The 12,158-nt window shown below is 63.1% G+C and carries 11 protein-coding genes; all 11 read right to left on the bottom strand.

From position 1 onward, the window contains the following. Position 1 precedes the first annotated feature (1 nt). On the bottom strand, positions 2-1,693 hold the full coding sequence (locus J3P79_RS13200) for an Hsp70 family protein (RefSeq protein ID WP_434611458.1): 1,692 nt from the start codon (positions 1,691-1,693) through the stop codon (positions 2-4). Positions 1,694-1,912: 219 nt separating this feature from the next. Further along, positions 1,913-2,902 carry a LysR family transcriptional regulator gene (locus J3P79_RS13195; protein ID WP_434611228.1) on the bottom strand — a complete coding sequence of 330 codons (990 nt, stop codon included), beginning with the start codon at positions 2,900-2,902 and terminating at the stop codon, positions 1,913-1,915. An 87-nt stretch (positions 2,903-2,989) separates the two neighbouring features. Then, positions 2,990-3,934 carry a peptidylprolyl isomerase gene (locus tag J3P79_RS13190; protein ID WP_434611226.1) on the bottom strand — a complete coding sequence of 315 codons (945 nt, stop codon included), beginning with the start codon at positions 3,932-3,934 and terminating at the stop codon, positions 2,990-2,992. Continuing rightward, positions 3,931-4,410, bottom strand: a complete 480-nt coding sequence (locus J3P79_RS13185) for a YbjN domain-containing protein (protein WP_434611224.1) — start codon at positions 4,408-4,410, stop codon at positions 3,931-3,933. The genes J3P79_RS13190 and J3P79_RS13185 overlap by 4 nt, the downstream gene beginning before the upstream one ends. A 21-nt stretch (positions 4,411-4,431) precedes the next feature. Further along, positions 4,432-5,088: a DNA repair protein gene (locus J3P79_RS13180; RefSeq protein WP_434611222.1), complete on the bottom strand. Its 657-nt coding sequence runs from the start codon at positions 5,086-5,088 to the stop codon at positions 4,432-4,434. 15 nt (positions 5,089-5,103) lie between these two features. Continuing rightward, positions 5,104-6,795 carry a putative porin gene (locus J3P79_RS13175; RefSeq protein ID WP_434611221.1) on the bottom strand — a complete coding sequence of 564 codons (1,692 nt, stop codon included), beginning with the start codon at positions 6,793-6,795 and terminating at the stop codon, positions 5,104-5,106. A gap of 40 nt (positions 6,796-6,835) precedes the next feature. Then, complete coding sequence (locus tag J3P79_RS13170) at positions 6,836-7,540, bottom strand: TonB family protein (protein ID WP_434611219.1); 705 nt, start codon at positions 7,538-7,540, stop codon at positions 6,836-6,838. 2 nt (positions 7,541-7,542) lie between these two features. Further along, the gene (locus J3P79_RS13165; RefSeq protein ID WP_053150914.1) at positions 7,543-7,968 is read right to left on the bottom strand and encodes an ExbD/TolR family protein; all 426 of its coding nucleotides are present in this window, start codon (positions 7,966-7,968) and stop codon (positions 7,543-7,545) included. Positions 7,969-7,979: 11 nt separating this feature from the next. After that, positions 7,980-9,779 carry a DUF2341 domain-containing protein gene (locus J3P79_RS13160; protein ID WP_434611217.1) on the bottom strand — a complete coding sequence of 600 codons (1,800 nt, stop codon included), beginning with the start codon at positions 9,777-9,779 and terminating at the stop codon, positions 7,980-7,982. A 17-nt stretch (positions 9,780-9,796) separates the two neighbouring features. Next, positions 9,797-11,401, bottom strand: coding sequence for a ShlB/FhaC/HecB family hemolysin secretion/activation protein (locus J3P79_RS13155; RefSeq protein WP_434611215.1), 1,605 nt, complete (start codon positions 11,399-11,401; stop codon positions 9,797-9,799). A 26-nt stretch (positions 11,402-11,427) separates the two neighbouring features. Beyond that, positions 11,428-12,030, bottom strand: coding sequence for a transposase (locus J3P79_RS13150; protein WP_434611456.1), 603 nt, complete (start codon positions 12,028-12,030; stop codon positions 11,428-11,430). Between the last annotated feature and the right edge of the window lie 128 nt (positions 12,031-12,158).

The following is a 12,158-nucleotide window of genomic DNA, read 5'->3' as shown; positions in this document are numbered from 1 at the left end:
CTTATCCCTCTTGCTCGAAATGGGCGAGGCGCTGGGTGATATCGCCACGGGCGTCGCGGATCCGGCGTTCGTCCTGGGTATCGAGCACCTGCTGGAAACCGTTCGCCAGTGTGGCTATGTATTCCCGGGCATCGCCGAGGCACTCCTGATACAGGCGGTCCAACCGGGCGAGCAGCAGCGTGTTGATCTGTTGGTCGCGCGGATGCACTTTCAGCGCGTCGAGCGCGGCAAGCCGCCGGACGATTTCGTCGGGATCCAGCACCCCTGGGTTGTTCTCGATGACCAGTCGGCGGGTTTCGCCATTGATCGGCAAATGCACCTGCGCTTCGAGCAAGCCATTGTTGTCGTAGGTGAAGCGTACTTCCAGCGTGACCTCGCCGGCCTTGCGCGGCGGTACAGGAATCTCCAGCTCACCCAGGAAGATGTTGTTGGCCACCAGCCGGCTTTCCCCTTGATAGATACCCAGCCTCACCACTTTCTGGTTATCGCTGAGGGTGGAGACATCACGGGAACGACTGACCGGCACGACGGTGTTGCGCTCGATGATTGGCAAATAATGGCCGCTTTGGTAATCGGCGCCCAGCTGCACCGCCGTCTCGATCCCCAGCGTATAAGGGCACACATCGGTCAGCACCACTTCTTCGAGGGAAGCATGGCGAGCCTGCAGCGCCGCCTGGATGGCGGCTCCCTGCGCAACGACCTCGTCCGGGTTGAGCTGCATGGCCGGGATTCGCCCAAACAGCGTCGCGACCAACTTGCGTACCAGCGGCATGCGAGTGGTACCGCCCACCAGCAATATTTCGTCCAGGTCCGCGACCTTGATGCGAGCGTCACGCAAAGCGCGCTCGATGGGGGCGCGCAGGCGGTCCAGCAAGGGTTGGACGATTTGCGCCAAGTCGTTCTGGGTCAACTCCAGCGCCCACTCGCGCGTTTGTTCACGAAGGACGAAGCGTGCAACCTGCGCTTGCCCCAGGGCATGCCGAACACGCTGTGCCTCACACCGCAACCGTTGCGCCATGGCGGGATGAGTCGTGTCGGGAAGGTCTGCGGCACCGATCCGGGTAATGAAGTGCTCCACCAGCCGGTCATCGAAATCTTCACCACCCAGGAAGTTGTCCCCTGCGCTGGCGCGCACTTCCATGACCCCGTCGAACAGTTCCAGGATGGACACATCAAAGGTGCCACCGCCGAGATCGAACACCAGGAACGTCGTTTCGCCTCGCTCCTGCAGGCCATAGGCCAAGGCTGCGGCGGTGGGCTCGTTGACCAGTTTCTCGATTTTAAGACCGGCCAGCTCACCCGCTATACGGGTGGCTTTGCGTTGGGCATCACTGAAATAGGCCGGCACGCTGATAACCGCTTCGTGCACGGGCTCGCCCAACGCTCGCTCGGCATCGGCCTTGAGACTGCGCAGCAACATTGCCGAGAGTTCTTCTGCGCGATAGGCGCTCGCGCCCAACCGTGTTTCGCGGGCGCTGCCCATGTAGCGCTTGAACAGCGAGGCGGTGAGGTGCGGGTGGGTATGCAGGCGTTCGCGTGCAATATCGCCAACAACCAACTGGCCGTGATCGTCAAGGCCAACGACACTGGGGGTGAGAAAATTGCCCAAGGCGTTGGGAAGCAGCCTGGCTTGTTCGCCATCCCAAGCAGCCACAAGGCTGTTCGTGGTGCCCAGGTCGATACCGATGATCACAGTCACTTTTCCTTAAATGAAATGGGCCGCCAGTATAGGGCATCGGTCGGGGCCGCCGTTACCATGGCTGCACATTGGGCACTTACCGCTCGATATCTGCCCGCGCTTCGGGGCCAGTCGAGCGAGCAACCGGTTTGGGTTGGGTACAGGAACCGCAGATCATCCATTGCGGCGATCAGGTCTTCGACTGAAGCAGTGGTTTGTGGGCCCGCCTGAAAATCACGGTTTCAGCGCCTGGAACCACTCCCTGCGTTCATCCAGCGTATGGCGTATCAACTCGACGAGCATCTGCACCTGCGGCGTGTGCCGGGCCTCGGTGCCTACCGCCATCCACAGGTGGCGCTGCATCGGCTGGCCGAACAAGCCCGGCAAGGCGACCAGGCCACGGTCGAAACGGGCCATGTAATGCGGCAAGAGGCCGATACAGGCACAGCAGCGGATCATTTCGAGCATCAGCCCATAAGACTGCACTTGCGCCACCCCGGCACGGCGTTCCTCGACGAGGGTGTTCCAAGGCGCAAAGCTGTCTACATGGCGGTCAGGCTGCCATTGCACGAGCATGTAATCGTCCAGTTCGGCCAGTTGCCCGGGACGCGCGGCCGGGCGTGAGTAGCGCTTGGCGATATGGGGCAGATAGTCCAGCCGTGCCAGTCGCTCCGGCGCCTGGATCGCAAAGCTCGGCCCAGGCGGCGCATCTTGCGAATCACTGAGCCACAGCACGACATCGGCGCTGACGGCGTGCAACGCAAGGTCGCTGTCCAGGGTGACGATGTGCAGCCGCACCCTGGCGTTACGGCGCAGCAGCGCGATCAGGTCGCGACCGAGAATGTCGTGCAGGATCGACTCGGCCACTGCGAGGCGGACCAGCGGTTGTTCGGCCAGTGGTGGCGGGTCTTCTTCGGCCAGGGCGAGCAGTCGCGCCTGCAACTGCCGGCCTTCGCGGCTGAGGGCCAGGGCGTTGCCTTGGAAGTTGAACAGCGATCGTTGCAGGCGTGCTTCCAATTGGGCCAATTGTTTGCGCAACCAGGTCGCCTTGACGTTCAGGCTGCGGGCCGCCTGCATGAAACAGCCACAACGGGCGCTGACCAGGAAACACTGCGCTACCTGGGGTTCGATGCTGGCGGCCAATACCAGCCAGGATTCGGGGACGCGCGAGGGGGGGCGATATTCAGTTTCAGCCTGGCGTCCTGCGGGCTCTATGAAGCTCATGGGGTGACTCCCTGTCATTTGTGTTTTTTGAAAACCAATCCCGTGGCGAGGGAACAAGCTCCCTCGCCACACAAACCGTGCGGGTGACTACCGAACCTCCTCCAGCACCTTGCTCAACTGCGCGCCATCGATGCTCAAGGTTGCGGTGTCGAGCATCCCATCCAGGTAGGCCTTGGCAATCTGCTCCTGGCGTTGGGCGCGCAACGCCTGGGTCAAGCGGTCGCGCACTTCGTCCAGGGTCGCTTCCCGGGATGGTTGCTGCTCGGTGAGCTTGATCACATGAAATCCCGCCGCGCTCTGCACCGGCTCCGATACCGCGCCGACCTTGAGTCGCGCCACTGCTTCACGCACTGTCGGCACCAGTTGCTGCAACGGCTGCAAACCGCTGTCGCCACCGCGCTCGGCACTGGCGCGATCCTGGGAAAACCGGCTGGCCAGGGCCGCGAAGTCAGCCGGTGCGGCTTGGGCCTTTTTGCTCAGTTCAGCCGCCTGGCGGCGCACCGCCTCGACAGTCTGTGGTTCGGTCGCCGCAAGGAAAATCTGGCTTACCCGGTACAACGCAGGCGTAACCCAGTTGGCTTTCCCGGCCTCATAGGCTTGTTTGAGCTCCTCTTCACTGGGATACCCCGCCGGGACCTGGCTGACCGATTGCAAATAGTCCCGGAAGACAATCTGCTCAGTGGCGGCCCGGGTCTGGCGCTCCACCTCCGGGCGTTGGCGCCAGCCCTGGGCATCGGCCTGTTCCAGCACGGCTTTTTCCGCCAGCCGTGCGCGAATCCAGCCTTCCAGCGCGGCCCGGTTGCCACGCATTTGCTGGCGTACTTCGGGGGCGAGGGTTGCCAGCAAGTCTTTCAACTCTTCAGGGCTGACCTGCTGGCTGCCCAACCGCGCCAGGCTCGGCGAATCGGCCTTCGGCAGGGTGGCTGTCTGCACCGCCGCGACAGGATCGTTGCCGGGACGCAGGCCGAGGAACACGGCCACGGCCAGCAGGCCCAGCGCGGCGGCGCTGATAACAAAGGTTGGTTTTTTCACAATACGGCGGCCTCCTCCTGCGTGGCTTCGGCGGGCGCGTCGGCTGTGTTCAGACGGGCCGCGTTCTGGCTGAATTCCCGCAGGTAGACGATGAATTCCTGAAGCAGACGGTCCCACAATTCCAGATGACTGCGCAGATGATCGGCGCTGACGCCAGCCGCTACCACCACGTCCATTTCCATCACCAGGAACTCACCCTGCACAGACAACCGGGCAAAGCGTCGCGAGGCGTTCCACAACTCGGCCAGGCCGGCCGGCAATTCACCTTGCACACGCAAGGCGCAACTGAAGGTGAAGTCCAGGTATTGGCCCGGTATCGGCGTCGGATTGCCGAAACGCACCGCAAAGCCGATGCCCTGGCTGGCGCTGAGCAACTGCACGATACCGTTCTGCTCGGTTTCGTTGACCCGATAACCGGCGGCTTGCAACACCTCGGTGAGGGACTGTGACGTGACGTGTTCGATCAATGAAGTCATGGTCGGTTCTTCCTTGCGTTATCAATGAGTGATCGAGGCCTGAGGCGCATCGAAACGATTCTTGTAGAGTTCGTCGCCAAAGCCCTGGGCCAGTTCTTCGAAGCGAACCCGGACCTTGCCGGCGAACGGCTGGCGGATTTTCATGACGTCGGTCATGTCGATGGTTTCGTAGGCATGCAGCAGTTCCTTGGCGACTTGGTACATCTGCTGATTCTTGACCGAGCATTGCTGCACTTGTGTGTCACGCTCATTCAATTGAGCTTCGAGACGGGCCCGTTCGGTTTCCTTGCCTCGGGCCAACACCAGCAGTTCGTCGTAGGCCTTCTTGAACTTGCCGATCTGCTCGTGGCTGGCCGCGACCTGGGCCTGTGCCTGGTTTTGCAGGCTTTCCTGGCGCCCGGCCAATTGCTCGACCACACCTTGGGCCTTGCCCAGTTCGGCGGTCAGGCGCTTGACCTGCGCCTCGGCGTCCTTGGCACGGCTTTCCGCTGCCTGGCGGGCGGCGCTGGCCTGGGCCTGTTCGCTTTGCAAGGCCTGCAATTGCGCCGTAGTGCTGCGCAGCTGCGCCCGCAAGCGTTCTTCCAGTCCCTCGCCATGGGCACTGCCGCTCAATAACGGACTGAGCAGCAGGCCCAGCAGCAACGCGGCCGGACAAGGGTTGATGACTCGCCTTTTCATGAGGCCTCCGGGCGCTTAGAAGCGCGTGTTGATTTCGAGCTGCAAGACATCGATGTCGTACGGCGCGCCGTACACCGCTTCGGAACTCAGCCAACGACCGGTGGCAAAGACATTGCTCGCCAGGCCGTAGTTGCCGCCCAGGAAATAACCCTTGGCGTTGGTGCCGCCCAGGTGGAACGAGGAATCGTTGAAGCCGTCCGGCAAGGCATCCGGCTGGATGTACTTGTAGCCGGCAAACATATTCCAGTCGCCCTGGCGCTTGAGTTCCAGCGAGTTGCCGAGGGTGAACTGAAGCATCCAGGCATTGGCGCCGCTTTCGATCTCGCCGTTCTCATCGAGGTTGTTGGCGAACTGCCCGGCCGAGCGCTTGCGCATCTCGCCTTCGTCGTAGCCAAGGTTGTGCACGTAATGAGCCTGGCTGCGCAGCTTCAGGTCTTCCGGCAGGTCGGTGTCCCATGCCAGATTCAGGTCCAGCAGGTTGAACTCCGAGGCCAGGCCGACGTATTGCGGTTGCGGCGTGGTAGCCGGGTTGAGCGGGTTGGGCGTGATATCCCGCAGTTGGAACACCGTGTTGCCCTTCTGCATGAACGCCACGCGCGAACCATCGCTGTCGCAGCCCGGATCGCCCGACCAGGGTTCGCACGGCGAGGAGCGCTTGCCCTCGATGTCGTCAAAGCGGTAGTAGGCCAGCGCGCCCTTGACGCGGTTGCTGTCGTTGATCGCCCAATTGGCGCCCAGTTGCGCACCGTACAGCCACTTGTTGTCACTCTCCTCCTTATCGGTGCCGTTGCTGGTGCTGGTGTCGTTGGTGTACTCCACCGGGAACGCGCCGACGGTGCCGAACAGGCCGAAATCCTGATTGAGCTTGCGATTGAAAATCGCCGCCACGCCGTCGAAATTCAGGTCTCCGGAATACAGCAAGTCGGTGGTGTAGAACGGGTTCGCGATACGGCCGCCGGTCAGGGTCAACTCGTCCGACGGTTTCCAGGTCAGGTAACCCTGGTCGAGCCAGATGTCCTTTTTGCCGAATCCGCCGCCGAGGGTCTGGGTGGTGGACACCGGGTTGTTGTCCGAGCCGGTGCCGATGCGGATGCCGGCCGTCCATTGCGGCGCGATCACCGCCTTCATGCCCAGGCGCGCCCGCAGGCGAAACAGGTTTTCCCGGTCTTCACGGGTGTTGAGCAACGGCGGCAAGCTGGAACTGCTGTTGGGGTTGACGTCGTAGGGGCCGCGATCGTTGAGCCGGGCAAAGTCGACGATCTGGTTGCTGTTGGTGCCCGAGTAATAGCGCGACTCATCCCGCAGGCGAATGTCGCCATCGAAGCTGATGCGCGAGACCCAGTCCGGGAAGGTGTTGGGTTGGGCCCAGTTTTCCTTTTTGGCGGTGGCCATGACTTCGGCCTTGACCTGATCGCGGATCTGCTCGCGCACGATATTCGGCACGTACTGCACCCGCACGTCACCCGGCGCACCGGTGGGGGCGGCGGCAACAGCCGTGGCGGCCTGGCGGGCCTGCACCGCTTCGCGTTCGGCCTGGGCAATCAGGCCATCGGCCTGGTCCTGCTTCAGCACGCCCTGCTGCACCAGCAGGCGGATCAGATTGATCGTGGCGTTTTCCGAAGGCGCCGGGGCTGCCGACGCGTGCCCGGCCAGGCTCAACACAACCAGGCCGACCGCCCACGACAATCGATTCACATTGGCAATCATCTGCACACAACTCCTGTTGGCAAACTTTCAAAAATTCGGGTTAACCCGGACGCCGTCCTTGCAAGGACAGGCGCACGGGCAAAGTCAGGGAAGCCGGAGGCCGTTCACTCAAATGCGGCGCGGCACGCAGGGCGGCGATCACTTGCTGATCCACCTGCGGGTTGCCGCTGGACTTGACCAGCTCGACACGGGTGATCTCCCCCACCGCGCTGAGCCAGACGTCGGCCTGCAGCGAAAACGCCAGGCTGCGCAAGTCGGGGTTTTCCCGCAGCAAACGCTGGAACGTGAAGGCCAGGAACTGACTGTAGGTGCCATTGCCGAGGCGCCCGCCCCCTGCCCCGGCCATGCCGCCGCCCTTGCCCGCGCCAATGTTGAAAGCGTCGTTGCCGGCCTGGGCATCGCCGTCCATTTGCATGGGATTGGCCAAGTCATCCACCGGGGACGGCGGCGCTTCTTCCTCGGGCTTGACCTCTTCGGGCTCCGGGGTCGGTTCGGGCTCGACGACTTTCTCCTCGACCTTGGGTTCCGGCTCCTTGGGTTTTTCCGGGGGCGGCGGTGGTGGTGGCGGCAGCGGGATGATGGTCGGCACCTTCGGCGCTTCGCGACGCACGCCGCTCATGTCGTTGGCCCACTGCCACAACAGCCAGGCAGCCAGGCCCGCCAGCAAAAGGCCGGCGGCCCATTTGAGCAGGCGCAGCGGCGAGCGCTTCACGGGGGGCGGATTGATGGGAAGTCTGGCGGTCATGATCAGCCCTGGCTCGGTTTGCCGGTCACCAGACCGACCTGGGACAGTTCCAGGCGCCGCAGCAGGTCCAGCACTTCGATGACCTTCTGGTATTGCACCGTGGCGTCGCCGCGCACGATCACCGGAAAGTCCGGGTTCTGGGCCTTCTCGATGCGCAGGCGCTCCTCCAGCTCGGCCAGGGTCACCGGGTAGGCATCGAGGAACACCTGCCCGCCGTCATTCACCGAGATCGCCTTGGTCTTGGCCTCCGACAGCGACACCGAGGCGCTGGCCTTGGGCAGGTTGATCTGGATGCCCGACACTTGGGCCGTGGCCGTGAGGATGAACATCACCAGCACCACCATGAGCACATCCACCAGCGGCGTGATGTTGATGCTGTCGACCGCTGCATCATCGTCGTCATCGTGTGACGCATTTACGCTAGCCATGACGATGCTCCTCAGGCCGGTACGGACGATTGGACGTGATGGTCACGGCGATGGGCCGCTTCACCGGACTGGCCTTCGCCGTGCATCTCCGCCAGGCGCGTGATGAACTCGTCGACGAACACCCGCATGTCGGCGCTGACTTCCTTGTTGCGGGTAATCAGGCGGTTGTAGCCAAACAGCGCCGGGATCGCGACGAACAGGCCCATGGCGGTGGCAAGCAAGGCGGCGGCCATGCCCGGGGCAATGGCGTTGATGTTCACGTCACCGGCCATCGCGGTGCCGAGGAACACCACCATGATCCCCAACACCGTGCCGAGCAGGCCAATGTACGGGCCACCGGCGATGGCGTTGGACAGGGTAGAAAGTTTCGAACTCAGGGCCTGGTTTTCGCGGGTGCGCACGCCGTCCATGGAGCAGCGGATCGCCTCAATCGTGGCTGCCGAGACCGACGAGGTGTCGGCGCCCTGCTCGCGGCGGGTGCGGATTTCCTTGACCGCCACCAGGTACAGCCGCCACAGGGACGAATGCTGCAGGCGCTGGGCCAGTTCCTTATCGTCGGCGAACATTTCCAGGCGCGTGCCAACCCGGGCGAACTGCTCGCGGAAGGCTTCGTTGGCGGCACTGAGACGACTGACCATGCGATTCTTGCGAATCATGATCACCCACGACTGGAACATCATCAGCACCAGCACGGCGATGATCACCCAGGCGTCCAGCGGCACTGCGTTGAGGAGGAAACCGAGGCTGCCGAAACCGAAGCCGGACTGCTCTTCATCGACGCCGTAGGCCACCAGTTTCGATTCGGCGCCCTGGGCATTCGCGTCGGCCAACAGCAGCGGTGCCGGTCGCGCGACCTTGGAGATGCGCGCCTCGTCGATGGCCCCGCTGAATGGCGCGAAGGTACCTGCGGAGACATCAGCGCCCAGGGCAATCGGCGAATTGAGCGCCGGCATCGCCACGGCGAGGCTCGCGGTTTCCCGACCGTTGACGTACAGCACGACCCGGTCGCCCGAGGCGGTCAAGGCCAGGTGTTGCCATTGGCCGGGGTTCAGCGGTTGGGTCGAGACCGCGCGCTGGTCATTGATTGCTACGAACGGCACGCCCTGGTTGACGCCAACCAACAGGCTGGCAGCTTCGTCGCGACGGCTCAGGATGATTTGCTCGCCACTGGCGTCATCCTGGCGCAGCCAGCTGCTGAAGGTAAACGCAGCCCCGGCGACGTGTTGCAATGAAGGGCTGGCGGGCAACAGCAGCGGTTGACCATTGAATTGCAACGCCCGCCCGATCACGCCGTCGATGCTCACGCCGACCGCGCCCTGGGCATTGTTGCCATAGGCCGTGGTGTCCCTGGACGGCACGCCGGTGGCAGTGTCGAAGTGGTACAGCGCGGTGTAATCCGGGTCGAAGGTCAACTGGCCGCTGGCCGTGGCCGGGGCTTTCTGGTTGCCGTAATACATCCACAGGTCCTGGCGCTGGCCGCCCTCGACGTTAGGCACATCGACCCAGATCAGCGCCATGCCCATCAGTGGATCGAAGCTCTCGATCTGATGATTGAACACGGTCTTGTCGTCGGCGCTGACGAAGCGCAGGTCCGAGCCATCTTCCTTGACGCCGTCGAAGGTGAAGTTGCCGGTGTGCAGGCGCACCAGCAGCGCGGTGCGGCCCAACGCCTGGGCGATCGCCGCGCCTTGGGGCGTGGTGTCTACGGAGATCTGTTTGCGGTAGTGCCAATCGTCCTGCCACCAGGCGTTGGCGGTGGCCGGAAGCAGCAGCCCCAGGCAAATCAACAGCGGTATCAATAAGCGTTGCATGGACATGACTCCTGGGTTCAAAACGTCGCTTGCAGGTTGAAGTGCACGCGCGATTCCTGTTTCGTGGTGTTCGGCCCGTCGAGCAGCGGGAAGCCCCAGTCGAGGCTGCCCGACAGCCATTTGCTCAGGCTTGCGCGGGTACCGAGGCCAACGCTGGCGAGGCTGTAGTCGGGATCCTGGTCGGGCAGTTCGTCGCGCAGGTACAACTGCGCGCCTTCGGCAAAAGCGTAGAAACGCCATTCCTGGACATAGCTGCCGAGGAACTTGGCGAGGGACGGCGTGCGCAGCTCTTGGGACAAGAGGTAGCCGTCGTCACCGGTGCGCTCGGCGGCTAGGTAGCCGCGCACCGATGTCGCGCCACCGGCGGAGAATTGCTCGTTAGAAACCAGCGGCCCGGACGCCAGTTGGAAGGCTGCCTTGGAGGCGGTCTGCCAATCGTTGCCGAAGGTGAAGGTGTAATTGCCGTCGCCCTTGAGCACCGCGAAACTGGGGCTGGCGCGATAGCGCTTGTAGTCGAACTCTTCATCGGTACTGCCGTAGCCGAGCAAGCTGCGGGTGCCCGCCACCAGGCTCAGCCCGAGGCCCAACTGGCTGGCTTGGGTGTAGCGGAAACCGTTGTAGGCGAAGGTGAACGGTGCGTACTTGAGCGGTGCCTTGTCGCTGGCGCCGCCGAGGTTGAGTTCTTCGTCGAAGTCCTTGAAATCCACCCCGACCGAGAAGCTGTTGGCCCATGCCCCGCTGGACGGCAGGCTGTAGATCGCCGACACGCCGTAGGAATGACCTTTGCCCAACACGTTGCTACCGCCGACGGTCGCCACGTTACTGTCGGACTGGTAACCGGAGAACTGCACGCTCCAGCGCTCGCTCAGCGGCGCGGTGTAGGAACCCGACCAGACCTTGGCGTTGTCGGTGTCCTGGGGCGCGGTGAAGAACGTCAGCGAGACGCTGTGGCCCAGTTGCCAGAGGTTGTTATAGCCCAGACTGGCGACGGTGCGCAGCTTCTCGGTGTCGGCGCTGTAATCGTTGTTCAGGCCCAGGCTGGCTTGCCACGGGTCCTGGTCCTCGACTTGCAAGTCGACGTCCATGGTGCCGGCCCGCTGGCCTTCACGCACCAGCGGCATCACCTGGCGCCCTGGGGTCTTGTTTAATTTCGCCAGTTCGGTCTGGACCTGGGCAAAGTCCGGCACCTCGCCTTCCTTCAGCGCCGGCACGTCCTCGCGGATTTCCACCGGCGAATAATGCTTGGCACCGACGACCCGCACGCGGCCGATCTTGGTCTCGCTGACTTGCAGGTAGACGATGCCGTCTTCGACTTTCTGCTCGGGCAGTTCGACGAACACCGATTGGTAGCCGCGGGCCTGATAAACCTTTTGCAGCGCTTCGCGGGCGCCTTCGATGTCGCTCAAGGTCTTTTGCGGACCAAGAAACGGGTACACCGCTTCCTCGATCGCCCGGGCATCGAGCACGGTGTTGCCGCGCACGAAGTACTCGTTGACGTCCACCAGGCGAGCCGGCGCCGCTTCGGCCTCCGGCCCTCCTTCTGCGGCGAATGCCGACGGCCCCCCGACCGCCAACAACAGCCAGCCCCACAGCGCCGGCCGCGATTTGAAAAAATGCTCCACACCACCCCCTGAATTCAAAATACGGCTCAATTGCTTGCGGTCGATGTCGAGGCGTGCCGTGCCAGCCAGGTGTGCAGCAGCGCGAAGTTCAAGGAGAACTCCGGCATTTGCAGCAAGGCGCCACAGAACACTTCACCGATGATTTTCTGGATGAGCCTCACCGCCCGCGCATCGCCCAGCAGCGTGGCCAGGTCCTTGCTCAAGACGTTGAAGCTCCAGACCTTCTGGTTCAGGTCCAGGCCGACGAACCAGCGGAACAGCAGGTTGTAATTGAGTTGTTCGTAGAGTTGCTGCTCGCTGGGCACCGAATAGAGCAGTTGCAACAGCAGGATGTGCATCGCGGTCTGCGGCGCGATCAGCATGCCGGCCTCGGCGTTGAGGCCTTGCAGCACGTCGCGGTGTTCGGCCAGCAAGTCATCGATCTGTGGCCGCAACAGCACCAGGGAATGGCCCTGGGGAATGTAGCTGGACACTTCCTTGAGCGCGCCCTGCCAGTCATCCTGGGAAACGATCCAGACCCACGGCGCGCCGTAGCGATACACCGAGACCGGCTGCTTGCGCGCCGCCTCGACGATCTTCGACAGCCGCTGGTCAAGCTCCTGCATGCCCACTTTCGAATAACGTTCCATAGTCCCCATCGCCTCACTCCCGGCTTCGCGCCCCGGCTCCAAACGACCTGAAAGGCCCCCTCGAACACGTCACACAGGCATGACGGGAATGGCCATGTGCTACCGAACTTTTGTCATGAAAGCTTCAT

The organism is Pseudomonas sp. R1-7 (genome assembly GCF_051132105.1).
Lineage (GTDB): Bacteria > Pseudomonadota > Gammaproteobacteria > Pseudomonadales > Pseudomonadaceae > Aquipseudomonas.
This window is presented reverse-complemented; position numbering and strand designations above follow the sequence as displayed.